This is a genomic window from Anabaena sp. PCC 7108 (assembly GCF_000332135.1).
In the GTDB taxonomy this organism is placed as follows: domain Bacteria; phylum Cyanobacteriota; class Cyanobacteriia; order Cyanobacteriales; family Nostocaceae; genus Anabaena.
The window spans coordinates 4,831,462-4,858,405 of sequence record NZ_KB235896.1 but is presented as its reverse complement, the minus strand read 5'-3'; the positions used below and the strand labels follow the sequence as shown (position 1 = coordinate 4,858,405).

The window sequence follows — 26,944 nt, the reverse complement described above, 5'->3', positions numbered from 1 at the left end:
CGAAAATCATCAATGATATAAATTCATCCAGACTACGATATGGCTGAATAATTCAAAAATTGGTTTTACTGAATTTTACTGATACTGCTAGGAGTTTTTATAATTCATGTTACAAGGTTGGATGCAAATTGCATTGACATTAATTCTTGTCATTGCCACTACTCCTTTATTAGGGAGATATATCGCTCGCGTTTTTCTAGGAGAAAGAACACTGCTCGACTCTGTGTTAAATCCTTTAGAAAAAATAATTTTCTTATTAAGTGGAGTTCGTCCAGAAGATGAGATGACAGGTTGGCAATATGCAAAAGCTGTGATTTATAGTAATCTTGCTATGGCGATTTTGGTATTTTTGATATTGATGACTCAAGGATTTTTACCACTAAATCCTACAGAGTTAAAAGCGCCAAGTTGGGATTTGGCATTACACACCACTCTCTCTTTTTTAACTAACACAGATCAACAACATTATTCTGGAGAAACAACATACAGTTATGCCAGTCAAACCTTTGCTTTAGGTTTTTTAATGTTTACTTCAGCCGCGACAGGTTTAGCAGTGGGTATTGCCTTTATTCGTGGTTTAACGGGGAGAGGATTAGGCAACTTTTACGGTGATTTAACTAAAGCAATTACCCGAATTTTACTACCTATGTCCGTTGTCGGGGGATTATTATTAATCATGGCTGGTGTACCGGAAACCCTTGCAGGAGTGGCAACAGCGACAACATTAGAAGGTGCTACTCAAGCGATCGCACGCGGACCAGTTGCCCATTATGAGATAATCAAACAAATAGGTGAAAATGGTGGCGGTTTTTTTGGTATTAACTCAGCCCACCCCTTTGAAAATCCCAACGGTTTTTCCAATTTATTAGCAACTTGGGCAATGATTTCTATCCCTTCAGCCTTTATTTACACCTACGGGGTATTTGCTAATAATCTCAAACAAGCTTGGCTAGTATTTTGGATGGTATTTATCATCTTTCTTTTTTTGGTAGTAATAACAGCAATTGGTGAATATCAAGGCAATCCTCTTGTTAATTCTTTATTAGGATCACAGCAACCCAATTTAGAAGGAAAAGAAGTCAGATTTGGTTGGGCGCAAACAGCACTTTGGGCAGTGATGACAACAGCAACAATGTGTGGCGCTGTCAACGGAATGCACGATTCTTTAATGCCTCCTGGAGGATTTTCTACACTCTCAAATCTATTTTTACAAATTATTTGGGGAGGACAAGGAACCGGCACGGCATATTTATTTATCTACTTGATTTTGGCAGTATTTCTCACTGGTTTGATGGTAGGAAGAACACCAGAATTTTTAGGACGAAAAATTGAGAAACAAGAAATAGTTCTTTCCAGCGTAGTTTTATTAGTTCATCCTTTCGCAGTTTTAATTCCTTGGGCGATAGTTTTTGCCTTTCCCGATACTCTTTCAGGTATTAGTAACCCAGGATTTCATGGCGTTTCTCAAGTAGTTTATGAATATGCTTCCGCTGCTGCTAATAATGGTTCTGGTTTTGAAGGTTTGGGAGATAATACCTTGTGGTGGAATCTCAGTGCCAGTGTCAGCATTTTAGCCGGTCGTTACATTCCTATCATCGCTTTATTGTTACTAGCAGATGGTATTTCTAGAAAACAACCAGTTCCCATGACTGCCGGTACCCTCAGAACTGATACTCGTTTATTTACCGGAGTTACAGGTGGAGTAATTTTAATTCTTGGGGCGTTAACCTTCTTTCCTGTATTAGTTTTAGGTCCCATTGCTGAATGGTTTTTGATTGCAAAAGGAAGTTAACAAAAACCAAAACCTCAGCGTACCTCCGCGCTAACCTCCGCGCCCCTCTGCGTTAAAAAATAACTAAATTTCCATGAAAACTACAAAAACTCGACAAGAACGTAAACATACTCCCAAAGTTAAAACTACTGGAATTTATTCTCGTGCATTTAAGCAAGCGTTTGTCAAATTAGACCCACGCAATATGCTGAAAAATCCTGTGATGTTTTTGGTGTGGGTGGGGACAATTATTACGGCTTTAGTAACTATTGAACCGAATCTTTTTGGTGTTACTCCTGGTAATAACCCACGACTTTTTAATGGTTTAATTACGATTATTTTGTTTTTTACTCTTGTTTTTGCCAATTTTGCCGAAGCTGTTGCTGAAGGTAGAGGAAAAGCTCAAGCTGATTCTTTAAGAGCGACAAAATCAGATGTCACAGCCCGAAAACTTCTCCCTGACGGTTCTATTCAAGAAGTTAATTCTACTACTTTGCGTCGTGGTGACCAAATTAAAGTTATTGCTGGTGATGTTATTCCCGCAGACGGAGAAGTAATTGCTGGGGTGGCTGCTGTAGATGAATCTGCTATTACTGGAGAATCTGCACCAGTATTGAAACAGCCAGGAACTGATATTGCTAGTTCTGTAACTGGAGGAACTCGCATTAATTCTGATGAATTAACAATTAGGGTGACATCAGATCCAGGTCAAGGTTTTATTGACAGAATGATTGCTTTAGTTGAAGGGGCTTCTCGTACTAAAACCCCCAATGAAATTGCTTTAACTGTACTTTTGGCAGTGCTAACTCAAGTTTTTTTAGTGGTAATTGCTACTCTACCTACAGTGTCAGTTTATGTTAAATCACCTGTAAGTATTGCGGTATTAATTGCCTTATTAGTGGCGTTAATTCCCACAACAATTGGTGGTTTATTAAGTGCAATTGGGATTGCAGGTATGGATAGGGTTGCTCAATTTAATGTCATAGCTACATCTGGAAGGGCTGTAGAAGCCTGTGGAGATATTAATACTTTGGTTTTAGATAAAACGGGAACAATTACTTTAGGAAATCGCATGGCGGAGGAATTTATTCCAGTCAAAGGTCATGCTCTGGATGAAGTTGCTCAAATTTCTTTGGCATCAAGTATTTTTGATGAAACTCCCGAAGGAAAATCAATTGTTAAATTAGCAGAAGCTTTAGGAGCAAAGTTAGATTTTAATCCCCAAAATGCAGAAGGTATTGAATTTTCAGCAAAAACTCGCATGAGTGGAATTGATTTACCAAATGGTGTAGAAATTCGCAAAGGTGCTGTAGATGCAATTAAGGGATTTGTCCGTTCTCGAAATGGACAATTAACACCAGAATTAGATGCAGCTTATGAGCGAGTTTCTAAATTAGGCGGAACACCATTAGCAGTGTGTCAAGATGGTGATATTTATGGTGTAATTTATCTCAAAGATATTATTAAACCGGGGATTAAAGAACGATTTGATCAAATGCGACGTATGGGAATAAAAACTGTAATGCTGACAGGTGATAATCGTCTTACGGCTGCGGTCATAGCTCAAGAAGCTGGTGTAGATGATTTTATTGCTGAAGCAACTCCAGAGGATAAAATTGAAGTAATTCGCAGTGAACAATCTCAAGGAAAATTGGTGGCTATGACTGGAGATGGAACTAATGATGCTCCGGCTTTAGCTCAAGCAAATGTGGGGGTAGCAATGAATTCTGGTACACAAGCAGCGAAAGAAGCTGCAAATATGGTGGACTTGGATTCTGACCCGACCAAATTAATTGATATCGTCACTATTGGTAAACAATTACTAATTACTCGTGGTGCTTTGACAACTTTTTCAATTGCTAATGATGTCGCCAAATACTTTGCAATTATTCCCGCAATTTTCCCTGGTATTGGTGTGAGTGGTTTAAATATTATGGGTTTAGTAAGTACCCAATCTGCTGTTTTATCAGCACTGATTTACAATGCTTTGATTATTCCGGCTCTGATTCCTTTAGCATTAACCGGTGTGAAATTTCGTCCTCTCACTGCTGACCAACTTTTGCAAAGAAACATCTTTATTTACGGATTAGGTGGCGTGATTGCTCCTTTTATTGCTATCAAAATTATTGACGTTTTCATTGCATCTGTAGGACTAGCCTAATCAAAACTCCTTCACTTTCTTAAATTATGAACCAACTATCAGAAATCATCAACTATAAACGAAATCGTGTTCCTCTCGGTCTGTTTTTACTACTTTGCTTTAACGTATTATTAGCACCAGCAGTCCAAGCAGTAACACCAGGATCAGAATCGCGGTTTTCGGCTTATACGATTACTTTGTTGGGGCTTGTTACTCTGTGTCTTTGTGTTTATTTGTTTGTTGTAATTTTTCAGCCGGAGAGGTTTTAATGAGGACTAATAAGATCCCCGACTTCTGAGATCGATTCATAATTTATTGACAAGATAAAAAAAGAAGTCGGGGATCTGGGTTAGGAGAGATTTTAATAAGTTTTTTATCACGCATAGACGCAGAGGCGCAGAGAGAATTTTTTGTTGTGATTTTTAAATTAGGGAGCTTTTAATATGAGTCAGAAACATCAAGTTAGTAAGGCGATTCGTTCGACTTTGGTTTTGTGGGTGATAACGGCTTTTATTTATCCGTTACTTATGTTAGTTTTAGGACAAGTTGCTTTTTCTGGTCAAGCGAATGGTAGTTTAATTAAAAACTCTCAAGGTGTGATTATTGGTTCAGCTTTAATTGGTCAATCTTTTACGAGTGAAAAGTATTTTTGGGGTCGTCCCAGCACGACTAATTACAGTACGGTTAATACAAAAAAGGATGAAGCTGATATTTTGAAAACTGGTGTATCTGGTGCTAGTAATTTAGCTCCTAGTAATCCAGCATTGCTAGAACGTATTAATGGTAATGAAGGTGAAATCAATAGACTTAAAAAAGCGGGTGTTCAACCTACTGCTGATTTAGTTTACACTTCTGGTTCTAGTCTTGATCCTCACATTACCCCTGAAGGTGCAAAAGTACAAATTGCACGGGTAGCAAAAGCACGAGGAATTCAACCAAAGCAATTAGAAACTTTAATTTCTCAACACACTGATGGTCGCTTTTTGGGGATATTTGGTGAACCGGGGGTGAATGTTTTAAAGCTGAATCTATCATTGGATAAAATGAAGTAATCAGTAAGAACTTAATGTATGTTTAATCCCTCTATTTCTTCTCTTGACAGTTCTTATATCCGTCCTGCTCGACGCGGAAAGCATAAAATATTCATTGGGATGGCTCCCGGTGTGGGTAAAACTTATAAAATGCTGGAAGAAGCACATCAACTTAAACAAGAGGGGATTGATGTTGTTATAGGCATTTTAGAAACTCATGGACGTAAAGACACTGCTCTCAAAGCCACAGGATTAGAAATAATTCCCAGGAAAGCTAGTATTCAACAAAATATTAACCTGCAAGAAATGGACGCGGAGGCAATTTTAAAACGCTCTCCCCAACTGGTTTTGATTGATGAATTAGCTCATACAAATATACCAGGTTCAATTAGAGAAAAACGCTATCAAGATGTAGAAATAATTTTAGCAGCAGGTATTGATGTTTACTCTACTGTTAACATTCAACATTTGGAAAGTTTGAATGATTTAGTGGCAAGAATTACTGGTGTTGTGGTGCGGGAACGCATTCCAGATCGTCTGCTAGATGAAGCTGATGAGGTAGTTGTTATTGATGTTACTCCAGAAACTTTAGAAGAGCGTCTGCGTGAAGGCAAAATCTATGCTGCTGATAAAATTGAGCAATCTTTACAAAACTTTTTTCAGCGTCGTAATTTGATTGCTTTGCGGGAACTAGCTTTAAGAGAAGTAGCGGATACTGTTGAGGAAGAAGGAAATACTTCGACTGCTAATAAGCAAAGTTGTAATATCCATGAACGAGTTTTAGTATGTGTGTCTACTTATCCCAATTCTCTCCAATTATTACGCCGTGGGGCGCGACTTGCTAATTATATGAATGCTCGGCTTTATACGGTATTCATTGCCGATCCTGAAAGGTTTCTGACTAAGAAAGAAAGTTTGTATATTGATACTTGTGAGAGACTTTGTAGAGAATTTGGTGGTGAATTTCTGCACGTTAAAAGTAGCAATGTTGCTCAAGAAATTGCTCAGGTTGCTGCTACTCATCACATTACGCAAATAGTCATTGGTGAAAGCCATCAACCCCGCTGGAAAAGATTTATTAAAGGCTCTTTTACGCAGAGATTAATGGATTTAATTAGAGATAAAAAAATAGATTTGCACATTATCGCTACTGACAAGTAATAACAATTAAAAATTAAAAATTAAAAAATTTCCAGTCCAGGAAATAGATCCCCGACTTCTTCAAGAAGTCGGGGATCTTAACTTAACTTGACTACATGATATTAATTGGATCGACATCAATCGTTAAACTGACCGAAGAAGGACAAAGCCCTCTAATTTCTGCCCAATCGGGTAAATTTGGTAGTGCATCAGCAGTAAATTTCAGTAATATTTGCCAGCGATAACGATTAGCTACTCGTAATATACTAGCTGGTGCTGGTCCTAAGATTTCAAATCCTTCTTGATCACTAAAATTTGTGGCTATGATTTGGGCTGTATTTTGCACTTGGATGGGATCAAGGCTACTCAATCTCAATAATATTAATCTGCCATAGGGAGGATAATTAAGTGCTTCCCGTTGTTCTAATTCTGCATCACAAAAAGATTGATAATCGTGGGTTTTTACGGCTTCAATTACTGGATGTTCTGGGGTATAAGTTTGAATAATTACCCTTCCCGGATCTTCCCCTCTTCCGGCTCTTCCTGCAACTTGGGTTAAGGTTTGAAATGTGCGTTCATTGGCGCGATAGTCTGATAAATGCAGTAAGCCATCAGCCGCAACTACACCTACAAGAGTAACTTGGGGTAGGTCTAATCCTTTGGTGAGCATTTGTGTTCCTACTAATAAGTCTGCTTCACCGTTTGCAAATTGGCTGAGTAAGTTACGATGTGCGCCTTTGTTGCGGGTGGTGTCACTATCAAAACGAATTAATTTGAGGTGGGGAAATTGTTTGTTAAGTTCTTGTGCTACTCGTTGCGTTCCACTCCCAAAAAATTTGAGATAGGGTGAACTACATTCGGGACAGTGGGGAGGATGCGATCGCCCATAATTACAATAATGACATCTCAATAATTCGGGCGCTCCTGCTTCTACATGATGATAAGCCAAGGATACGTCACAGTTGGGACATTCCAACACATAACCACAACTGCGACAAGAAACAAAGGTGCTATGTCCCCGACGATGAATAAATAAGATTCCCTGTTGTTTTCTCTCTTTTAGCTCTTCTAGGGCTTCTTGCAGTTGTCTACTAAATATAGAACGATTTCCCGCTTGTAACTCTCGCCGCATATCAATTATTTCTACCGGTGGTAAAGGCCGGGAGTTGATGCGTTCGGGAAGTGATAGGTATTGGGTATTGGGTTGGTGGGGAGATGGGGAGGTGGGGAGATGGGGAGATGGGGAGGTGGGGAGATGGGGAGATGGGGAGGTGTTCTCTGCTTTTACAGAAACCCAACTTTCTAAGGATGGTGTAGCTGAACCTAAAATGAGGGGACAATTTTCTAATTCTGCACGCCATTGGGCGACTGTGCGGGCATGGTAGGTGGGAATGGGCGCATCTTGTTTAAAGCTGCTGTCGTGTTCTTCATCAAGAATAATTAAACCTAAGTTGGGTAAAGGCGAGAAAATGGCGCTGCGAGTCCCTATGACTACTTGGGGTTCTCCTGTAAACATTTGTCGCCATGTGTCGTAGCGTTCACCGTCGGAAAGAGCGCTGTGATAAACCTGGACTTTGTTACCGAAACGGGCGCGAAATCTGTCTGTAAGTTGAGGTGTGAGTCCAATTTCTGGTACTAATACTAGGGCTGATTTTCCTTGGTTGAGGAGGGGTGCGATCGCTTGTAAGTAAACTTCGGTTTTTCCTGAACCTGTCACCCCATGTAATAAAATTTGAGCAAATCCATTTAATGATTGTATGGTTTTTAAGGCGTGAGTTTGGGCTGTTGTTAAGGATTTGGCTTGATCCCCAGCCATTAAGGGACTTTGTTCTCTCCGTAATATTTCCCGTTCTTCAATTACTACATAGCCTTTTTGTTCTAAGGCTTTCAAAATAGAGGTACTGGCGCTGCAAGTTTGTAATAATTCATTTTGCCATAATTCTCCACCTTGTCGTTTTAATACTTCAATAATTTCTCTTTGACGGGTTGTTAAATCTCGATCATTGTTATCTAATAATGTGACTGCTTTTTGCAGTTTGGGTTGATTTAGTCGTGGTGGTTCTAGGTAGTTTTCTGCTAATCCCAAGCGGATTAATTCACGAGTTCCTCGATATGCCGATTTAACTTTTTGTTGGATATAGTGATAGCTATAGTCACCTGTGGGGGTTTTTTGCAACAGTTCTAGAACTTGTTGCGCTGTTGGTGACATGAAAACAAAAGTATTGCTAGAAACATCTTGATCTCTTCCCAAGGGTGTTAAACGTAAACGACGTTGCGATCGCCCTAATATTCCCGGTGGTAAAGCTACTCGAATTACTTGAATTAAGGGCGTATAGTAATAAGCGGCGATGCGATTGAGCAATTCCCAGTAGGTGCTAGGAAAAAATCCTTTGCTGACTACATCTTCTACTTCTCGAATTTTTTCTACTGCTAAATCTGCTGGTGGTTGAGATAACAAACGAATAGCGATCGCTCCTATCTGTTGTGTCCCGAAGGGAACAGTCAAAATATCCCCTGGTTTTATTTCTAACTGGGTTGGTATTTCGTATGTATAGAGGTCTGAGCTTCCTGGACAATCTACGAGTGTTTCAATCCAGCGATAAATAGTTGTTTTTGACTGGTATGACTCCCCAGGTTCAGCTACCGCTACAGAAGATAATTTTACGCTCTTAATATACATGATTATCGACTTTTTAAACAGATATTTGCTCATATACCTGGATAACATTCACCAGGCTTACTTAACTTTAACTGCTTGGATTACTACCAGCAAACAGTATTTCGCAATACTTTTATTACTCATCATACTTGATAAGTTTTAACTGGTGTTATTCACTAGATAAATTAATTTCCACAGTACGTGCAATAAATATTTGATGCTAACTACACAAATGAAAGTATCTTAGATATTAAAGAGTTAATTGCTGAACTACTAAATAGGGAATATTTTTTTTCCGCCCATTGATAGATATTCAATATTTTTTCTATGTGAGATGCTTTTATACAATTAATATTTTCCGGATTTTAATCCAGCATTTTCGTAATTTGTATCATTTGCTAGACCTGTACTTCTATCGCTTAACCCCACTAAAAATATATGAAACTACATGAAAAATTAAGATATAAGGTTTTTTAGATGGAATTTTTATATTTGTTAAGGTTGAGAATGTTTGAGGGGGGTTTGACATATTTGGTGATTAATAAAAAAATGGGGAATATGTCTGCTGGTAGTCGGAGAAGATGGTATTTTGGGTGCAAAGCCCATATAGGTTGTATCTAAACATAACCGAAAAACATGACAAACAGGTACAGATTTTCGTTCCAAATCAGGAATTCTTGAGAAGATTGTATTTGTCTAGGTAAATGGATGTATTTATCTCTTAAGAAAAACTACCAATCCTCAAACGAGCCTCTGTCACTAATTTATGTACCAAACAAAGCAACAATCCCTAAAGGAAACTATGAATATTGCTGAATTGGGAACGATGGAAATACTGGAGAACGCAGCTGATAATGAAGAACCATCACTTGATAGTTTAGATGCGGTAGTATTTGAAGACTCTTCAATTGTAGAAAATTTGGAGTCAGATGAACGGGATGGGGATGAGATGGCAGCTGCTCGTCCTTCGGGATACAATAAAACCGAACATGATGATGCAGTAGGCGCGTTTTTTAAAGAAATGGCGCGTTACCCTCTCTTAAAACCTGATGAGGAAGTAGAGTTAGCGCGGCGAGTTAGGTTTTTAGAAGAAGTCAAAGACTTACAAGATGCTTTGGAATTAGAACTGGGACAGGAACCAAGCAAAAGCGAAGTGGCCGCCAAGTTTGACATGACAGAGAAACAACTGGAAAGTCGCTTATATCAAGGAAGAGTAGCGAAGCGGAAAATGATTCGCTCGAATCTGAGGTTAGTGGTATCTATCGCCAAGCGTTATCTCAACCGGGGGGTTCCGTTTCTAGATTTGATTCAGGAAGGCGCTATGGGCTTAAATCGCGCCGCAGAAAAGTTTGACCCCGATAAAGGCTATAAGTTCTCTACTTATGCTTATTGGTGGATTAGACAGGCGATTACACGAGCGATCGCTAATGATGCCCGCACTATCCGCCTACCAATCCATATTGTAGAAAAACTTAACAAACTCAAAAAGGCGCAAAGGGAACTCAAGCAAAAACTGGCTCGTAACCCCTCGGAAGCCGAAATGGCGGAATCTTTGGAAATTAGCGTCCAACAACTACGTCAACTTCAACAACTGCGTCGTCAAGCCTTATCCCTCAATCACCGTGTTGGGAAGGAAGAAGACACGGAATTAATGGACTTGCTGGAAGATGAAGACAACCAATCTCCAGAAGCCAAAATGAATGAAAACATGATGCGTCAGGAGATTTGGGAAGTATTAGGAGACGTATTAACACCAAGAGAAAAAGACGTAATTTCTTTACGCTATGGACTGACAACCAGCGAACCCTGCACCTTAGAAGAAGTTGGGAATATGTTCAACCTTTCCCGCGAAAGAGTCCGCCAAATCCAAAGTAAAGCCATGCGAAAGTTACGCCGTCCTCACATTGCTAAACGTTTAAAGGGTTGGTTGATATGATTTTAGATTTTAGATTTTGGATTTTAGATTAACTTCCTTCACCAATGTCAGAATTTTAACTCCTGCATATCATTTCTGTTCACTGACAAGGTAAAATCTAAAATTGATCTGAAATCTGAAATCTAAAATTACATGATGTCTTCTAATTTAAAGATTAGGTTTGCCGAACCCAGTGATAGTGCTGTATTGTTTGAATTAATTCAGGGATTAGCAGAATATGAAAAATTATCTGATGCTGTCACTGGTAATGCTCAAGCATTAAAAGAGCATTTATTTGGTGAACCAAAATATATAGAAGCAATTTTAGTAGAATCTGCGGGTCAAGCTGTGGGATTTGCCCTATTCTTTCACAACTATTCTACATTTTTGACTAAGCCAGGAATTTATCTAGAAGATTTATTTGTTTTACCAGAATTTCGCCGTCAAGGTATTGGTAAAGCACTTCTAGCTAAATTAGCCCAAATAGCTGTAGAGCGTGATTGTGGGCGCTTAGAATGGAGTGTTTTGGATTGGAATGTGTCAGCACAAGCATTTTACCGCAGCATGGGAGCAGATATTTTAGATGATTGGCGAATCTGTCGGGTCACAGAAGAGACAATCAAAAAGTTAGCAGCTAAAGGATAAATTTTTCTGGATAAAGGATAAAGTTTTTGATATGCTTTTCCTTTTCTTCTTCATTATTAATTTATTCTTGCTAATCTTAAAATTTCCATTTATATAAATTTACATTTGTACCAATCCTCAAACTAGCACCGTCTTCTCGGAATTACAAATTAAAATCTTTAGTTGTCAAAGCCAAGTTTGACAGCCTGTCGTTTGACACAAGCAACTGCTCAAATCACAATTATGAAGGAGATTTGACAGAATTAGCCGTTGTTGTAGAGAGAACACGAGATGAAAAAGATAATTTCAGTATTACTGTTAGGCATAGCTATCTTCACCTTTGCCTTCAGTAGTCCAGCTTTGGCAGATGCTGCTGATGGAAGCAAAGTATTTAGTGCTAACTGTGCTTCTTGTCACGCAGGTGGCAAGAATTTGGTTAACGCTGCTAAAAGCCTCAAGAAGGCGGATTTGGTAAAGTACGAGATGTACTCAGCAGAGGCAATTATTGCCCAAGTTACAAACGGTAAAGGTGCTATGCCTGCTTTTAAAGGTCGCTTAAAACCAGCCCAGATTGAAGATGTAGCTGCTTACGTACTGGAACAAGCAGATAACGGTTGGAAGAAGTAAGTTCACGTCTAATCTAATTACCTAACAATGTGCGGGGCTTTTCGTCCCGCTATTGTTTTTAATAATACCTATTTATTAACCACTAAAATATTATAAGCCTCATTAATTAACCGCATCTTCTCCTGTGCTTGTTTTTGCATTTGCGGTTGATTAACAAATAAATCAGGATGCCATTTTTTTACTAATATTTTATAAGCTTGTTTCACCTCAGCAAAAGAAGCATTAGATTGCAATCCTAAAATTCGATAAGCGGGAGTAATTTTATCATTTTGTGCTGGTGTTTTTGGCGGAGTTTGTGCTTTTTGATTTGAACTAGGTGATTTCATATTAGCTTTAATTTCTGCTATTTCTTGTTCTAGTTCCCAATCCCGAAATTTCGCTTCTACTTCTGCTGGGTTTGCTGGTGGAGATGGTGGGGTATTAACCTGTTGACGTGGAGGTTCTACCTTTGGTTGAGGATTCCGAGTTGTATTTTCTTTTGGAGGTGTATAAACCTGTTGTTTTGGTGGTTGAGGATTTGCAGATTTAGGTTTATCTTGATAAGGTTGATATTTGCTAGTAATATTCGCTTTTTCTAACTGTGACAATAACTGATTAAATTGATTTTGCAATCTTTGTAAATCTTGCCTTTGTTGAGTAATTTCCACTGGTTCTTTACTCACTTCAACACAAATTACTTTTGCCGCTTTTTGTTCATATTCAGCCAAGATAGATAAACCCTGACTACTAAAACGTGATAAATAATTTTCAGCCGCAGCAATACAAATTTTAGCAACTTGTTGATTATAAGAATCTTTAACTGATTGTTCATCTTGCTTTTGCAAGTTCTTATTTAAGATATAGGAAATACTTCCCACCACAGCAGCACCCACGGGACCTCCTAATAACCATCCAATTCCACCACCTACAGCAATAGAACTAGGATCAGTTACATCACTACTATTAATAGTAGTTGGTTTTACAGGTAGAGTTAATTCAGGTGCATGAGGAAAGGGAATTTGTAAATCTTCTGGACGTTCTGATTTAAAAAAATTATAAGCTTGATACAGCCATTTTACTACTGAGTTTTGTAATTCTGTTAAGTCTTTTTTAAAGGTTCCTTTTTGCCAAGATTGCAAATTATCTTCAGCAAGTGCAACTGCAATATCAGCTTGATATTTTGCTAATAAATTAGGTAAAGATAACCAACTTTCTAATTCATGAATACTAGTTTTAAAACCTTGAAAAATTAGGTTTTGGGCTTTTTGCTGAATTTCTAATTTAGCAATTTCTTTATCATCAAATATTTTAATTTTTTGAGCAGATTTGTAAATTTGATCAACTAATAAAGTTTGTAGTCGAGAAGATATAGTTTGCAATCTTGGTAAACGCAGATCACCATAATTTTGCTGTAAAATACCAACTAGATTTTGCAAAGCTGTTTCAAAAGCAGCTAAACCGCTGCTATTCGCAAGCGCAACATCACCTTTTAATCTAGCGCGTAAAGCAGGTAAAGCATCAACTCGATATAAATTACTAAACCCGGAAGGTAAATCAGCGCGGAAACTTTCAGCTACAAATACTAACCGATTTTGAACTTGTTTTTGTTCTTCTGGTTCAAGCAAATTGAGAAAGTTGGCGACAAAAATAACTGTTTTAATATTTCTATCTAATAACCAATCACGGAGATTTTCTCTTTCTCCTAAAGTCATGAGTTTGCGTGCATCTAATAATTGAATAACTAAATCTGTTCCTAATAATTTATCTTTTACTAAATTATCTTGTGCTTCTCTATCATTAGTTCCCGGTAAATCAATAAATTCGATTCCTGTTTCTAAAAAAGGATGGGGACAAAACACTTCAACAGAAGCAACATCTTTTCGCATCTGTCTATTACCATCTAAAACCGCAAATTGTTGTAAAACTTCTGTACCACTGCGATAGATTTCTGTACCATCGACTAACATTATCCGAGTGCGGACAGTTGTACCATATTTAACGGTAATTGCTGCACCTGTGGTGGGAATTAAATCAATGGGTAAGGTACGATTTCCTAACATCGCATTTAGCAATGTTGATTTACCATGATTAAAGGGACCAAATACGGCAATTTTAAAGTTAGGATTAGCTAAATAATCACAAATAGAAATTACATCTTGATGTAGTTGAGAATTTTTATCTAAATTCAATAATTTACAGGTGGATTTTAAAGCATCTGTTAATTCACTATAATCTTGATATTTTTGCTGCATGATTATTACTTGTTAATTAGTTTTACATACATAGATCCCCGACTTCTTAAAGAAGTTGGGGATCTTTTCTTTTATTTAGCTGTAATAAGCTAATAAGTTGCTGTAAGCAGCTTCGATTTTTTGCAATTGTTCAATGATGTTTTCCTGTAAGTTTTTAAACCGTTTAAATTCAGTTTCACGGTTTATTTCTCGTGTTTTTTTCTGTTGGAGAAGATTATCTAATTCTGATTTACGAGAATTAATATCATCATTAATCCGCTGACTTACTTCTTTTTCGTAGCTATTAAAACACTCTTTTACTGCATCATAAACAATTGGTGCTTGTTCGTTCGCTACCTGGGGAAGATATTTTACTAATTCTTTTTTCGCAGTTTTTACTAATTCTTTTCTTGCTTGATCTGCTTGTAAAATTCCTACTCCTAAACCTAATAAAGCAAAACCAATTGGACCGAGGAAAATTCCTGTTACTGCGGTAATCATACCACCTACACCAATAACGGTGAAGTAGTTTAAAAGGATATTTTTCCAATCAAATCCCACACCAGCTAAAGCTACACCTGCTAAGTTACCTCTAGATAAAGATAACAAACCCATTGCCCATTTTGCCCAGCCAGGAGAGTTATCCTCTTCTGTGGTAGCATGGGTATTAACATTCACTTTTTGTCCGGTTAGTTTTTCGGTAATTTGATTGGTAACTTGATTGTAAGAAGCACCATATTGGGCTGCGGAATTAGATAATTCTCTAAAGGCTGAATTCATGTCTTTTTCAGCATTTAAAGTCCAAGCTGAAAATTTATCTGTGATATATTGTTCAAAGGCTTTTTGGAGGGCGATATTAAAAGCATCTCGCTTTCCACTACTCAAGAAGTCTAATAAATTTAATTCTGGTTGATAGCGCAAAAAATCATTTTCAAAGGTATTACCTAAGTTTAAAACATAGCTGCGAAAAGATTCCGATATTCCTCGCGCTTGATCATCTCTGGTATTCATAATTTCTTTTTGGAATTGATCACGAATACTATTGAGTTTTGTGAATTCAGGTTCAACTGAATCAATCCGTTTTTTCAATTCATCTACATCTTGATCAAGTAAAGGAATGCGTCTATCAATTGCTTCGCGGGTATGGTTTACAGCTTGTCTAGCTAGGGTTCTAACTTGACGTAATTCAGCAACCGCTCTTTCCCTCGTTAGAAAGGTATTTAACGCCCCCATAAACTCAGGAAAGCCAGTTTTACTTAAATCAGCTTGAGGATTTTTTAATCTGCGTCTCAGTGCTTGAATTGAAGAAAGTTCAAACACTCTTTCTTCGTAAATATCTTGTCCATCTACATAACAATATTCAGCTAAATTGGCTTTAAATACTTGTCTTAGTCTGGTTTCTGCTGCTGTTAATTCTTCAATATCATCAGGATCAATTAATGATTCTTTTACCTGATCCCAAGCATTAACTAAAAAGAAAACCGATAAACCCCGTCCTTTGATATAATTCTCTAAATACCGTCTTTCACCTAAAGTACAAGGTTGAGAAGCCCGCATGACAAATAAAATTGCATGACAATTATTCACATATCCTAAAGATAATTCATTTCGAGCTTCTGTATCATTTAAACCTGGACTATCAACAATTTCAATGCCCTTTTCTAGTAAAGTCAAAGGATACTCAACTACTGCATAATCAACATCAGGAAATGCTTGTTTTTGCTCTTGTTCTAATTTCTTTGCTTCTGCTGGATCAATGGTATATTTATATTTAAAGCTTTGAAAATCTAGCTGTTGGGGAATTTTGCCATCATTAAAATGAATGGTAACTTTCTTTTCTACTCCATAGCGTAAAATTGTTAATACTGCGGTACAGGGATTTACATCGCTTGGTAATAAATTCTCACCAATTAAGGCATTGAGAAACGTACTTTTACCCCGTTTCATGTCACCTAAAACCAATAGCCTAAATACACCATTTCTGAGATTTTTACTGGCGGCTGTAATGTCTTGAATATCTCTTGTTAAACTTAATTTACCTGATGAAGTATCTCCAACAAATTCGGCTTGATTAATAGTATCGGCGATTTTGCTTAAACAAATAGAAATTTCCGAACGAACTTGAGAAACTCGTTCTAAATCATTGATAAACTGATCAGTTCCAACTTGATAATTCATGGTGATGCCACTTTATTTAGAGTTTTTAATTTTCGATTCCAAGAAAAGCTTATAAACGAAAAAAACCAAAGCCCCAAAAATCACAATTCCCGCTAAAGCTGAAGCTACTCGCACTGCAACTATAGTTGCCACAGCCAAACCAAAAAGTTTACCACCGAAAATTACTGTTTTTAGCCAAGGTTTTTGAGATTGTTCAGGTTTATGTTTCTGTGTTTTATAGAAAGGTGCATCAATAGCATGGAGTTGATCATCCATTTCTCGAAGTCGCTTTTCTACCTGGCGTTGAATGTTTTGATTATGTTCATGAGGAGATTTCATCAGCGTCCACCTTGTTTAGGACATTATTTAGTATATTGTATTGTAATTTACGCCAGGAATTGAAAAGAAAACAACAGTAAAACCACTATTGCTATCTAATTACTGGAGTAAATTAACAAAGCAATATTACCATTGCTGCACCCAGTTTAGATTCAATCTTTTGTACTTACTTTTCGGAAAATGTTGACCAAAAGACAGAAAAGCAATGGCACTAAGATTTCGTTAAATGTCAAAATTTGATTGGGAAGAACTCAGGTAGATTCAACATGGATATCAAAAATGGATTTGTTGGTACGATTGGTAACACCCCACTAATTCGCTTAAACAGTTTTAGTGAAGAAACAGGTTGTGAAATTTTGGCCAAAGCAGAGTTTCTCAACCCTGGTGGTTCAGTCAAAGATCGTGCTGCACTTTATATCATCGAAGATGCAGAAAAAAAAGGACTTCTCAAACCTGGTGGTACAGTAGTAGAAGGAACTGCGGGTAATACGGGTATTGGATTAGCACATATATGCAACGCTAAAGGTTACAAATGCTTGATTATTATTCCCAACACTCAATCCCAAGAAAAAATAGATGCTTTGACTACCTTGGGTGCTGAAGTTCGTCCTGTTCCTGCGGTTCCTTACAAAGATCCTAATAATTACGTCAAACTATCTGGTAGAATTGCGGCGGAAATGGAAAACGCCATTTGGGCTAATCAGTTTGATAATTTAGCCAATCGTCTCGCCCATTATGAAACCACAGGTAGAGAAATTTGGCAACAGACTGACGGTAAAATAGATGGTTGGGTAACGGCAACTGGTACTGGTGGTACTTATGCTGGTGTAGCAATGTACCTAAAAAAACAAAATCCGGGCGTGAAATGTGTTGTGGCTGACCCCTTGGGTAGTGGACTATACAGCTATATCAAAACTGGTGAAATCAAAATAGAAGGGAATTCCATTACTGAAGGTATTGGTAATAGCCGGATTACCGCCAATATGGAAGGCGTATCTATTGATGATGCTATCCAAATTGATGATTCAGAAGCCTTACGAGTTGTTTATCAACTATTAAGAAAAGATGGCTTATTAATGGGTGGTTCAACTGGAATTAATGTGGGTGCGGCTGTGGCTTTAGCTAAACAATTGGGACCAGGACATACTATTGTGACGATCTTGTGTGATAGTGGTTCTCGCTATCAATCACGGATATTTAATAGTGAATGGTTAGCAAGCAAAGGATTGGTTATCAATTAGGAGTTTTTTTACTTATCGCCACTATTCGGTGGCGATGCACAAGATTTTAGCCTATTTTTAATCCTAGATAACTGGCGTTTATAGTCAAAATGGCGATGGATGAATTAATGTTAAACGTCCCAAATCACAAACAATCTCTTCCTATTTGTGTGCAAGTATGTCAACATCGTTCTTGTAGAAAGCAAGGTGCAGAGGAAGTATTAACAGCTTTTCAGGATTCACGTATACTTAATGTGACAGTTACAGCTAGTGGCTGCTTAGGTCAATGTGGTAATGGTCCAATGGTGCTAGTCTTACCAGAGATGGTTTGGTATTGCGGAGTTAAACCTCAAGAAATCCCTCGACTGGTAGAAGAACATTTGTTGGGTGGTAAAAGAGTTAAATGTATGCTTTATCATAGGTTTCATCCCTGGGGATAAAGCTAATTGAAAATATATAAATTCTGCAATTTTATACACATAAAGTGAGGGCATAAATGGAAATTCAGCAGCTACGTCAAGCATTGAAAATGAAGTGGCTGAGTTACTACGAGGAAAATCGTTTGTGGCTAGTTAAAATGCGAATTTGGCAATCTTATGATGGTGTCAGGCGACCTTCTTCTGGTTATCTTTTAGCCACTTTATCTATTTTAGAACCTGAGTTAAAAAACATACTCCCTTTTATTCTAGAGTTAAATAATAATCCTGATCAAATAGTTACGGCTTTAGGTCTTAACTTCAATCCTGAAGAAGAGTTACGGTTATTAAAGTCACAGCATTCTCTAGTTAAAAACCAGGTTGTTAGTAAGCCGCCAACTAAAAGTCAGGTTGTAGATACACCAATACAAACAGAACCTAAACAGGTGTTATTAAGAATTACTACTAATGTTGATGACAAGCGGGAACCTGTTGCAGTGGGTGCAGTAACTACATCGGTTGATAACCATTCTCCAACCAAACCGCTTTCGGGAATGGGACGCGAACAAACACGGAAGCAAATTGACAAGCCAGTGCGATCGCTCTCAATATCTACAGTAGTACCTCATCAAACCAAAGCTGTTCCTTCCTTAACTAGAGTTACTGCACCTAATAGCAATGGGAATACGAGCATTCCTATCAAACAAGTTCCTCATATTTCACCTACCACTAACTCCCGTAGTTTACCTTCTTGGATAGATGAATTTTGTCAAGGTGTGAGGTGGGAACAGGAGGGTACAATCACCCGCAAGTTTTAAAGTTTTTATAACTTACGCATTAACAAAGTTTATCAAATATGAATTGCGGATTTTATCTCTTCTATGGTGTGGTTCGGCCAGATCACCAACCACGTCAGACCCGATAATTTGCCCACAATTAACAAAATTCTGCCATCTGACGTACCCTACTAATATTTTGACTTTTGACTTCCGCCCTACGCTACTAGGGGTATTCATGAGACACAAAGGGTACTGCGACTATTTCCCCCTCAGTGACTCCAATTTGTACCTTTAAACCTACACCACCTGCTTTACTGCGGATGTAACCTAGTCCAAAATGTCCATCAGGGGTTTCTGTGTAACTGGTCAGTTTACCAACTTTTTCTTCCCCAATTGTGATCACGGTTCCCGGTTCCGCAGCAGCATCAAGCCGAATTCCCCAAAGGTATTGTTTTACACCTTTGTATGTGTTTAATCTAGCAATGGTTTCTTGTCCGATGTAGCAGCCTTTATTAAAAGATACTGTCTGCCATAAACCTACTTCTAGGGGATTATAATCGTCCGTAAGTTCAAAATCCGGGGCTGGACGACCTTGTAATATTCTCAGCATTTCCCAAGTGCGATCGCTCAATTCTACCGCACCCAATTCTAATATTTGATTCCACAATTTTGCTTTTTCAGCAACTGGCAAAATTAGCGTATATCCAGGGTTCGCCAAACCGCTACCCACCGCAAATATCACACCATCAACTAAGATATGATTCCCATAAGGTTGACCGATCAGATCCCCAGCACCCAGCTTGGCAATTATTTCATTACTTTGAGTGCCAATTAAGCTCAGGGTTGCAGTTTCATCAGTCACATCGGTTAATATGACCTTGTCAGCAAAGAAGATATAACGATCTAACCATTGCATGAGAAACTCACGGCGGTTCAGTGAAACCAACAGCAAGACCGCATCATCTAAAACATAGCCAGTCACCAAGTCAATAGTTCGGGCTGTCGATGTCAAAATCACCGTATCACAGCCTGCCCCTGGTTTCAGTCCTTGGAAATCATTAGTACTTTGTCCGTGTAAAAAGCGGAGTCTATCATCATTAGAAACACGGATAATTCCCCAATGAAAGCCATTATCGCAGACGGCAACCCCTGTCTCCGCTGCGTGGATAGCTGCTGCGTCTTTATCCTCAATTGCAGATGTTGACATAGTGTTGCAGAGTTGCTTTTTTCAATAGAGGTCTCCGAAAATCTTAGCAAATAAGGGTTTATAGCTTCAACTAGTTGTCAAGAAACTATCTACATAATTTCTTTACCTAAAAAATATAAAAGCACAGAGAAACTCGTAGTATATATTTCTTAAATTATTAAAAGAATACTGCTTTTACTGATTCCCTTATCCATCTGTAAAATCGGGAAAAATATGACTGTAACTCTGATTTTGTAAGCATTTCACATAAAAAATCATCAAATTTTTACTATGAGGTTTTTACCATAATTATGGTTTAATTAGCACAAGGGGATAGCTAGAGCCATAATATCATGTCCAGTTAAAGACTTATCATTAGGGAACCGCGCTCAAGACACGGGGACGCTCTTACGCGGAGAGTTTTTTTGATAAGCAATTAGCCGGACTTGATATAACACCCCGATTACTAAACAGAATATAGCTGTGAAATTGCTGCATATAAACATATAAGCTATCAAAGGTATACCAGGTCAAGTTATGGAATCAGAAGCGCAAAAGCCAGTCTCTAAAAACCAAAAATTGCCTTATTTAATGGCTCTGCGCCCTCGACAATGGACAAAGAACTTAGTAGTTTTTGCAGCACCACTGTTTGCCTTTAGCCTAAATTTGCCGACCCTACTAGGTAGTGCTACGGCCTTTGTACTGTTTTGTTTGACATCAAGCAGTTTTTATTTAATCAACGACATTGCAGATGTGGAATCTGATCGCCAGCATCCTGTCAAGTGTCAACGGCCAATTGCCGCAGGACTAGTCAGTGTCCCCGTCGCTTTAACAATGGCTGTGGTATTACTAGGCGGTTCTCTTGTGAGTAGTTGGTGGCGATCGCCCTATTTAGGTGCAACCATCACAGCCTATGCAATACTGCAAATAGCCTATAACTTGCGGCTGAAACGGATGGTGATTCTAGATATTTGTGCGATCGCTACTGGGTTTATTTTGCGAGCCTTAGCCGGAGGTGCAGCCACAGATATTACACTATCACCGTGGTTTTTACTCTGCACAGCCATGCTGGCATTGTTTTTAGGTATAGAAAAACGCAAAGCCGAACTCAGGTTAACAAAACTAAAAGGCACAAAACCCCGTGCTGTACTCAAACGCTACTCTCTATCCCTGCTCAGTCGCATGGAAAATGTCGTAACTACTGGTACTGTCCTCACCTATGCCCTATGGAGTGCTGGACCATACCTCAAGGGAGCTTCAACTTCTTGGATGTTAGTAACATTGCCATTTGTGTTATACGGTGTTTTTCGTTATCAATTAATCAGTGACCCCGTTGATAATATTGATAACAGTCTTGAAGAACAAGAAAATAATAGCAGTGAAAGACCCGAAGAAGTTTTGTTGAAAGACTTACCAATACTTGTAACAGTGATTAGTTGGATTATCACCTGTTTTATAATTCTCTTATGTAAACATAAAGGAGTGATTCAGTAAATATGAACCACTTTTTAATAGTAAATTATTAGGCATTTACAAATGATAAATTTTCGGGATCTATTTCCAAAAACATCCACAAGCCTACTATCACAACAAGTATATAAACTAGCACAAATTAATATTAATTCACTAACTAAATCTGGCATTAGAGGAATTATCCTTGATTTAGATAACACCATTATTTCTGAAGATGATCGTTATCTATCTCCTCTAGCCGAAGATTGGTTAACACAGGCAAAATTAGCAGGATTAAATTTTTTTATCCTTTCCAATGGTAAACGTGCCTATCGCGTTAAATATTGGTGTGAACGTTTAAATATACCAGCTATTAGTCCAGCTAAAAAACCTTTTCCTAAGGCATTTAAACAAGCAATGGCTAAGATGCAGTTACAGACAAAACAAGTAATAGTCATTGGTGATAGCTTGCATACAGATGTTTTAGGATCATGGCTTTGTGGGTGTTCCTGTCTTCAAGTTGCCACATTACCTCATCCACCCCGATGGTGGGAAAAAATCGCTGGTAAATGGGTACAGAAACCTTATCCAAATCATAGCGAACTAGAAAAATTTAATGATTATCGTGGGTATGATAAATTCAGATTAAATTAAAAGCATTTTTTTATAAACCACTATTTAAGGTTAAATATGAATAATCAATTTATGTTATTTGTCCTAATTTTAATTACCGTGATTCTCAACACAATTGCCCAAAGTTTATTAAAATTAGGAGCAGGACAAAATCCATTAAATATCTATTTAATTGGGGGGATTTTAACTTACGGTCTCAGCACAGTTTTTTATATCGCAGTTTTGTCTAAATTTAATTTATCCTTTGCTTATCCCGTCGTCATAGGAATGACAATTTTAGCAACAACACTTGTTAGTGCTGTAATTTTTCAAGAAAAAATATCAATGACTCATGGAATAGGAATAGGGTTAATATTAACTGGTATTTGGGCTATTCTTTTCAAGAAATAAAGCTTAAGTCATACTTTAATGCTAACTAAATATTAATCTTATTGATCTGACAAAGTACATCATCACTTTTTATAAATCTCAACAGTTATGTCAAATTCTAATTATTTTGAGCAAATTAAGCCGGATAACATTATTAAACTTTTAATAGTTACTATTTTGGCATTAGGAATATTCTTCCGATTTGTGAATATTGACAAAAAAGTATTTTGGTTTGATGAAACTTATACATCTCTGAGAGTATCAGGCTACACTTATCAAGAAGCGCTGACAGAACTGAAGCAAAAAACTATTTCTAACAAAGTCTTCACATTAGAAGATTTACAGAAATACCAACGATTTCAACCAGAAAAAGGTTTGCAGGGACTATTAAATGGTCTCTCAAAAGAAGAAGCTCAACTTACACCCCTTTATTTCATCGCAGTACAAACATGGGTCAGATTACTGGGTGATTCAGTCGCCGTCACCCGTAGTGTATCGGCACTAGTTAGCCTATTAACATTCCCTGGGATTTATTGGCTTTCTCAATTATTATTTAAATCCCCTATGATTAGTTGGTGTGCGGTCATAATAATAGCCGTTTCTCCTTTCCATGTTTTGTATGCTCAAGAAGCACGTCCATATAGTTGGCTAACAGCCTTGATTTTATTATCAAGTGCTGCATTTTTGAAAGCAATTCAATCTGGTAAAAGATTCGATTGGGCTATATATACTCTTAGCTTGACCCTAGGACTTTACACACATCTTTATATTGTATTAGTCGCCATAGCTCATGGTGTGTATATTCTATTTAATAAAAGTTTCCGCCTACCTAAAATTATCTTCAATTATGCGATAAGTTCTCTGATTAGCCTGGTGTTATTTTGTCCTTGGGTAATTATGTTAGTGCATAACTTATCATCTGCTCAAGGAATGACATCATGGTTAACTGGTGCTGTTCCTATTAAATCACTTGTGAAAGCTTGGTTATTGAATATTAGTCGTCTATTTTTTGATTTTAATTATTCTTTTATATATTTTGATTTATTGTCATATTTAGGTATGGCAATAATATTGATACTTGTACTCTACTCCTTATATTTTCTAATTCGCCACACTAAAAAACAAACATGGTCTTTTATTATTATTCTCATTCTTTTTAATGTATTACCTCTATCACTATTAGATATCATTTCAGGAGGAAAGAGATCAGCAGTTTCTAGATACTTGATACCTGCCTATTTGGGCATCCAAATTGCTGTTGCTCATTTAATTGTCATCAGAATATTTAAGGTTGATACTAAGGAAATGTGGAGAAAATTCTGGAAATTAGCCGTTTCTTTATTAATTTCCATATCAATAGTTTCCTGTATAATTTCATCTCAAACTGACGCTTGGTGGATTAAACTTAGTAGCTTTGATATTCCTAAAGTTGCCAAAATTATTAATATAAATAAAAATTCGCTGGTGATATGTCAAGGAATCTTACCTTTTGATCTAAGTTATAATTTAAAAGGTGAATTTGACTTTTTGTATCCAACAAAGAAAAAACAACTTAATTCTGAAGTATTTGAGTTAGAACCTACTATTATCGATAATTATCAGAATGTTTTTGTCTTAAGTCATAACGTCGATAGTTCATCTCTTTTAGATTATGTCATGAAGATAAATTCTAACTTTGATGTTGAAAAAGAATATACTTGGAGACGATATTATGATCCTACTTTCTACAGCGTCGTTAAATTTTGGCAACTAGAAAAAAAGAGTTAATTCATGACAGTCTTTAAGAGGTTGTTTGAAAAGTCTAAAAGTTTACTAAAAACCTTTCTCTAAATCTCTCTCCTAATAGGAGAGAGACTTTGAAACCCTTGTTTTCCTCTTCCCCTTCCCTACTAGAGAAGGGGTTAGGTGTTAGGTTTCAATATTTTGGTGTTAAATATAATACTTTTCAAACATCCTCTAAGCCATCATGGCATTATAACATTTGAGGAATTACCTAATCTATTTTAACTGTGATAATTTTTAAATTGATAGATTTGGAAGACTTTTTTGATTCTCCTACAAGACGAAAACTCATAGATGTTGGAGACTTAACTTGTAATACTTTGGCGGGAATTATTGTCTGATATTCAACAATCTGATTAGAAGTATTCAAAGTCCATTGATTGACAGTAATACCATTGACAATCACTTCCAATTTAATGGGTAAGTTCTGATTTACTGAAAGGTTTTTTATCCCTGCTGTCAAATTCACATCACCTAATTTCTGACTAGCGAGAGGGAGAATAAATCTTGCTTCCTGAGACTTGATCAATCTTCCATCTGTTTCAGGTTTTCCCCAACCTTGACGAGTGAAATTACGAGAGTTACCATCTTCAGTAAAATTTATGCTCAATGGTGTAGCACATTGAAAACTGCCATTAATATAACCCCAATCTTGACGATTAAAAGAAATATTTGTCAGTAACTTTTCTATTGAATCTTGTGAACCTGAATTTAGCAGTTTTCCACCAGTTCCACAAAGACGTTCTTGAGTTTGCTTTACAAAATCTTGATGGATGAGAATTTTTCTAATCAAACCATTTTCATCTACATAAATGAAAGGAGAATCTAGTCGATTAGGAGCGATAGTTTCACCAAATTGCTCATATTCTCTCACCCGTTCCGAAAAAATTTCTGGTTCTGGATTGTACCAAGTAGGAAAATTAGATAAAATCCAGGCAGCTTGAGATTTCATCTTCACATAATGTCCATCACTAGGATGTCTAAAAAAAATCTCGTTGGGAACAATTTGTAATAAGACAACTACAGGTAAAAGGGAATATTTAAGGAAACTTTTTACTTCGTCTAGATTAGAACCTAGCCAGACAATCAATGCCATTCCAGCCCAGAAGGTATATCGACTGAAGATTTCTTGCCCATGATTCCAATTTGTTTGACTTAATGTCGGCTGAAGCATTAATACAAATGCCACTAACAAAATGTCGGATTTATGAATATTTGGTCGTTTCTTTTTGACTACAGCTAGAATGAGACGATATACCAGCAGCGTAAACACACCAATCATGATGCCGGGGAAACCAACAATTAATCCCTGATTTAAGTCAAAAAGCGTGGACATAAACCGTTCCCAGCTAATCAATTTAGGATTAACAAAACCTCGTTTAACAATCAAATTAGGTATTTGATAGTGATAGTAATAAAATCCGTATGGTAAAAATATAAACACAGAAATAATCCCCATCCAAATATGTTTTTTGATAAACATTAAAGGATGCTTGAGAGTGTCTGAATTTGAATTTTTAACTAGAAAGAATATCAGAATAGAGGCTAAAAGAAAAACTACAGATGGATTTTGTAAAGTTGCTAAAGTTGCAGCCATAGCCGCTACATAAAACCGTTGATCAAGAAAAGCACATCCTGAAATTAAAATCATTGCGGCGATGAAAACTTCCGGGTGCGGCCATTGGAGATAAAAGAAGCTACAACCTAATAAATAAAGTAGTGCAATCACCCATTTTACAAAAGGAGACTGTTTTGAGAACAGTAAAACATAACCTAGGGTAATACTGATTAATAGCGAGTTATTTAACTGAAATGCCTTGAGTTCATTAAGTCTAAAAACAGCCAGAACTGCTTTAGCTGGCAAGTTTATCAATGGATATAGCCAAAAATGGTATCCAAAATACTCTCCACGGCTAGATTTGATAATTCCTAGATAAATTTCATTTTCGCCATTTCTAAAGGCTTCCAGGATTCCTTGGACTACTTTAACATCGTAGGAACTAGGTTGATTATCAACGATTTTAAGAAGACTGGTGATATCTATTTCTCGAATATCTGGACTGAAGTGATTAAAAAAACTTTGGAGTATTAAAGCATATTCATATCCATCCCCTTGTTTGATGGGGTTGGTCTTTAGGGAAAATATAATCAGAATAATTGCCAGAATAGAGATAAAGATGACAGAAAACTTTTGAGAATAGAGTTTTGAAGCGATCGCATACAAGCAAGTGGATAAAGCATTATTTTTCATTTTGCCTAGCTGGAATGTAGGTAGCAATCCTATTTAATTTATAAAACTATCGTAATTTTATACTAACTTCGTAAAATTTAGCTATTACACAAACTCAGTCCGCCTGCGTGGACTAATGCAAAATTAGGCGTTGCTGAATAAGGGGATGATTGAGGCTGACGCGGGGACGCGGGGACACTCCAGACGCGGTGATTATATATTGATGCATATTCTCAAATCATCCCGCAATTATGCAACGCCGAA

21 protein-coding genes are annotated in these 26,944 nt (G+C 37.2%); 15 read left to right on the top strand and 6 right to left on the bottom strand.

Annotation, left to right across the window (positions count from 1 at the left end; all coding sequences use genetic code 11):
• Positions 1 to 106: 106 nt before the first annotated feature.
• The 5 genes from kdpA to ANA7108_RS0122705 all read left to right on the top strand — a co-directional run bounded on the left by kdpA (position 107) and on the right by ANA7108_RS0122705 (position 6,103).
• The gene (gene kdpA, locus ANA7108_RS0122720; protein ID WP_016953131.1) at positions 107 to 1,792 is read left to right on the top strand and encodes a potassium-transporting ATPase subunit KdpA; all 1,686 of its coding nucleotides are present in this window, start codon (positions 107 to 109) and stop codon (positions 1,790 to 1,792) included.
• A 73-nt stretch (positions 1,793 to 1,865) separates the two neighbouring features.
• Entirely contained in the window at positions 1,866 to 3,932 is a 2,067-nt protein-coding gene (gene kdpB, locus ANA7108_RS0122715) for a potassium-transporting ATPase subunit KdpB (RefSeq protein ID WP_016953130.1), read from the top strand.
• A gap of 26 nt (positions 3,933 to 3,958) precedes the next feature.
• Positions 3,959 to 4,180 (top strand): K(+)-transporting ATPase subunit F, encoded by a 222-nt coding sequence (kdpF, locus tag ANA7108_RS31445; RefSeq protein ID WP_084776963.1) that lies wholly within the window; start codon positions 3,959 to 3,961, stop codon positions 4,178 to 4,180.
• Between the two features lie 174 nt (positions 4,181 to 4,354).
• Entirely contained in the window at positions 4,355 to 4,963 is a 609-nt protein-coding gene (kdpC, locus tag ANA7108_RS0122710) for a K(+)-transporting ATPase subunit C (RefSeq protein ID WP_016953129.1), read from the top strand.
• 18 nt (positions 4,964 to 4,981) lie between these two features.
• Positions 4,982 to 6,103, top strand: coding sequence for a sensor protein KdpD (locus ANA7108_RS0122705; protein ID WP_016953128.1), 1,122 nt, complete (start codon positions 4,982 to 4,984; stop codon positions 6,101 to 6,103).
• 91 nt (positions 6,104 to 6,194) lie between these two features.
• On the opposite strand, the gene priA is transcribed toward ANA7108_RS0122705, so the two are convergent.
• Positions 6,195 to 8,762: a primosomal protein N' gene (gene priA, locus ANA7108_RS0122700; protein WP_016953127.1), complete on the bottom strand. Its 2,568-nt coding sequence runs from the start codon at positions 8,760 to 8,762 to the stop codon at positions 6,195 to 6,197.
• Between the two features lie 745 nt (positions 8,763 to 9,507).
• Here priA and ANA7108_RS0122695 point away from each other — a divergent pair.
• From ANA7108_RS0122695 to petJ, 3 genes are all read left to right on the top strand, one after another.
• A complete protein-coding gene (locus ANA7108_RS0122695) occupies positions 9,508 to 10,677 on the top strand; it encodes an RpoD/SigA family RNA polymerase sigma factor (RefSeq protein WP_016953126.1) in 1,170 nt (389 codons plus the stop codon).
• A 135-nt stretch (positions 10,678 to 10,812) separates the two neighbouring features.
• Positions 10,813 to 11,301, top strand: coding sequence for a GNAT family N-acetyltransferase (locus tag ANA7108_RS0122690; RefSeq protein WP_016953125.1), 489 nt, complete (start codon positions 10,813 to 10,815; stop codon positions 11,299 to 11,301).
• A 270-nt stretch (positions 11,302 to 11,571) separates the two neighbouring features.
• The gene (gene petJ / locus ANA7108_RS0122685) at positions 11,572 to 11,907 is read left to right on the top strand and encodes a cytochrome c6 PetJ (RefSeq protein WP_016953124.1); all 336 of its coding nucleotides are present in this window, start codon (positions 11,572 to 11,574) and stop codon (positions 11,905 to 11,907) included.
• A gap of 68 nt (positions 11,908 to 11,975) precedes the next feature.
• Here the strand turns inward: petJ and ANA7108_RS0122680 are convergent, their stop codons facing one another.
• From ANA7108_RS0122680 to ANA7108_RS0122670, 3 genes are all read right to left on the bottom strand, one after another.
• Positions 11,976 to 14,138, bottom strand: a complete 2,163-nt coding sequence (locus tag ANA7108_RS0122680; protein WP_016953123.1) for a dynamin family protein — start codon at positions 14,136 to 14,138, stop codon at positions 11,976 to 11,978.
• 75 nt (positions 14,139 to 14,213) lie between these two features.
• The gene (locus tag ANA7108_RS0122675) at positions 14,214 to 16,295 is read right to left on the bottom strand and encodes a dynamin family protein (RefSeq protein WP_016953122.1); all 2,082 of its coding nucleotides are present in this window, start codon (positions 16,293 to 16,295) and stop codon (positions 14,214 to 14,216) included.
• Positions 16,296 to 16,307: 12 nt separating this feature from the next.
• Positions 16,308 to 16,613 carry a hypothetical protein gene (locus ANA7108_RS0122670; RefSeq protein ID WP_016953121.1) on the bottom strand — a complete coding sequence of 102 codons (306 nt, stop codon included), beginning with the start codon at positions 16,611 to 16,613 and terminating at the stop codon, positions 16,308 to 16,310.
• A gap of 266 nt (positions 16,614 to 16,879) precedes the next feature.
• On the opposite strand from ANA7108_RS0122670, the gene ANA7108_RS0122665 reads away from it, so the two are divergent.
• From ANA7108_RS0122665 to ANA7108_RS0122655, 3 genes are all read left to right on the top strand, one after another.
• On the top strand, positions 16,880 to 17,854 hold the full coding sequence (locus ANA7108_RS0122665) for a cysteine synthase A (protein ID WP_016953120.1): 975 nt from the start codon (positions 16,880 to 16,882) through the stop codon (positions 17,852 to 17,854).
• Positions 17,855 to 17,961: 107 nt separating this feature from the next.
• On the top strand, positions 17,962 to 18,273 hold the full coding sequence (locus tag ANA7108_RS0122660) for a ferredoxin (protein ID WP_237741540.1): 312 nt from the start codon (positions 17,962 to 17,964) through the stop codon (positions 18,271 to 18,273).
• A 56-nt stretch (positions 18,274 to 18,329) separates the two neighbouring features.
• On the top strand, positions 18,330 to 19,067 hold the full coding sequence (locus ANA7108_RS0122655; RefSeq protein ID WP_016953118.1) for a DUF5331 domain-containing protein: 738 nt from the start codon (positions 18,330 to 18,332) through the stop codon (positions 19,065 to 19,067).
• 184 nt (positions 19,068 to 19,251) lie between these two features.
• Here ANA7108_RS0122655 and ANA7108_RS0122650 read toward each other — a convergent pair whose 3' ends face one another.
• Complete coding sequence (locus ANA7108_RS0122650; RefSeq protein WP_016953117.1) at positions 19,252 to 20,235, bottom strand: folate-binding protein YgfZ; 984 nt, start codon at positions 20,233 to 20,235, stop codon at positions 19,252 to 19,254.
• A gap of 516 nt (positions 20,236 to 20,751) precedes the next feature.
• Between ANA7108_RS0122650 and ANA7108_RS0122645 the strand changes: the two genes are divergently transcribed.
• The 4 genes from ANA7108_RS0122645 to ANA7108_RS0122630 all read left to right on the top strand — a co-directional run bounded on the left by ANA7108_RS0122645 (position 20,752) and on the right by ANA7108_RS0122630 (position 24,435).
• On the top strand, positions 20,752 to 21,708 hold the full coding sequence (locus ANA7108_RS0122645) for a decaprenyl-phosphate phosphoribosyltransferase (RefSeq protein ID WP_016953116.1): 957 nt from the start codon (positions 20,752 to 20,754) through the stop codon (positions 21,706 to 21,708).
• 42 nt (positions 21,709 to 21,750) lie between these two features.
• Positions 21,751 to 22,320 (top strand): YqeG family HAD IIIA-type phosphatase, encoded by a 570-nt coding sequence (locus tag ANA7108_RS0122640; RefSeq protein ID WP_016953115.1) that lies wholly within the window; start codon positions 21,751 to 21,753, stop codon positions 22,318 to 22,320.
• Positions 22,321 to 22,356: 36 nt separating this feature from the next.
• Positions 22,357 to 22,689 carry a multidrug efflux SMR transporter gene (locus ANA7108_RS0122635; protein ID WP_026104394.1) on the top strand — a complete coding sequence of 111 codons (333 nt, stop codon included), beginning with the start codon at positions 22,357 to 22,359 and terminating at the stop codon, positions 22,687 to 22,689.
• Between the two features lie 87 nt (positions 22,690 to 22,776).
• On the top strand, positions 22,777 to 24,435 hold the full coding sequence (locus tag ANA7108_RS0122630) for a glycosyltransferase family 39 protein (protein ID WP_016953113.1): 1,659 nt from the start codon (positions 22,777 to 22,779) through the stop codon (positions 24,433 to 24,435).
• Between the two features lie 226 nt (positions 24,436 to 24,661).
• On the opposite strand, the gene ANA7108_RS0122625 is transcribed toward ANA7108_RS0122630, so the two are convergent.
• Complete coding sequence (locus tag ANA7108_RS0122625; protein WP_016953112.1) at positions 24,662 to 26,701, bottom strand: hypothetical protein; 2,040 nt, start codon at positions 26,699 to 26,701, stop codon at positions 24,662 to 24,664.
• Positions 26,702 to 26,944 lie beyond the last annotated feature (243 nt).

Coding starts and splice junctions, on each gene's coding strand:
- kdpA (WP_016953131.1), top strand. CDS start 107: ATGTTACAAGGTTGGATGCAAATTGCATTGACATTAATTCTTGTCATT.
- kdpB (WP_016953130.1), top strand. CDS start 1,866: ATGAAAACTACAAAAACTCGACAAGAACGTAAACATACTCCCAAAGTT.
- kdpF (WP_084776963.1), top strand. CDS start 3,959: ATGAACCAACTATCAGAAATCATCAACTATAAACGAAATCGTGTTCCT.
- kdpC (WP_016953129.1), top strand. CDS start 4,355: ATGAGTCAGAAACATCAAGTTAGTAAGGCGATTCGTTCGACTTTGGTT.
- ANA7108_RS0122705 (WP_016953128.1), top strand. CDS start 4,982: ATGTTTAATCCCTCTATTTCTTCTCTTGACAGTTCTTATATCCGTCCT.
- priA (WP_016953127.1), bottom strand. CDS start 8,762: ATGTATATTAAGAGCGTAAAATTATCTTCTGTAGCGGTAGCTGAACCT.
- ANA7108_RS0122695 (WP_016953126.1), top strand. CDS start 9,508: ATGTACCAAACAAAGCAACAATCCCTAAAGGAAACTATGAATATTGCT.
- ANA7108_RS0122690 (WP_016953125.1), top strand. CDS start 10,813: ATGTCTTCTAATTTAAAGATTAGGTTTGCCGAACCCAGTGATAGTGCT.
- petJ (WP_016953124.1), top strand. CDS start 11,572: ATGAAAAAGATAATTTCAGTATTACTGTTAGGCATAGCTATCTTCACC.
- ANA7108_RS0122680 (WP_016953123.1), bottom strand. CDS start 14,138: ATGCAGCAAAAATATCAAGATTATAGTGAATTAACAGATGCTTTAAAA.
- ANA7108_RS0122675 (WP_016953122.1), bottom strand. CDS start 16,295: ATGAATTATCAAGTTGGAACTGATCAGTTTATCAATGATTTAGAACGA.
- ANA7108_RS0122670 (WP_016953121.1), bottom strand. CDS start 16,613: ATGAAATCTCCTCATGAACATAATCAAAACATTCAACGCCAGGTAGAA.
- ANA7108_RS0122665 (WP_016953120.1), top strand. CDS start 16,880: ATGGATATCAAAAATGGATTTGTTGGTACGATTGGTAACACCCCACTA.
- ANA7108_RS0122660 (WP_237741540.1), top strand. CDS start 17,962: ATGTTAAACGTCCCAAATCACAAACAATCTCTTCCTATTTGTGTGCAA.
- ANA7108_RS0122655 (WP_016953118.1), top strand. CDS start 18,330: ATGGAAATTCAGCAGCTACGTCAAGCATTGAAAATGAAGTGGCTGAGT.
- ANA7108_RS0122650 (WP_016953117.1), bottom strand. CDS start 20,235: ATGTCAACATCTGCAATTGAGGATAAAGACGCAGCAGCTATCCACGCA.
- ANA7108_RS0122645 (WP_016953116.1), top strand. CDS start 20,752: ATGGAATCAGAAGCGCAAAAGCCAGTCTCTAAAAACCAAAAATTGCCT.
- ANA7108_RS0122640 (WP_016953115.1), top strand. CDS start 21,751: ATGATAAATTTTCGGGATCTATTTCCAAAAACATCCACAAGCCTACTA.
- ANA7108_RS0122635 (WP_026104394.1), top strand. CDS start 22,357: ATGAATAATCAATTTATGTTATTTGTCCTAATTTTAATTACCGTGATT.
- ANA7108_RS0122630 (WP_016953113.1), top strand. CDS start 22,777: ATGTCAAATTCTAATTATTTTGAGCAAATTAAGCCGGATAACATTATT.
- ANA7108_RS0122625 (WP_016953112.1), bottom strand. CDS start 26,701: ATGAAAAATAATGCTTTATCCACTTGCTTGTATGCGATCGCTTCAAAA.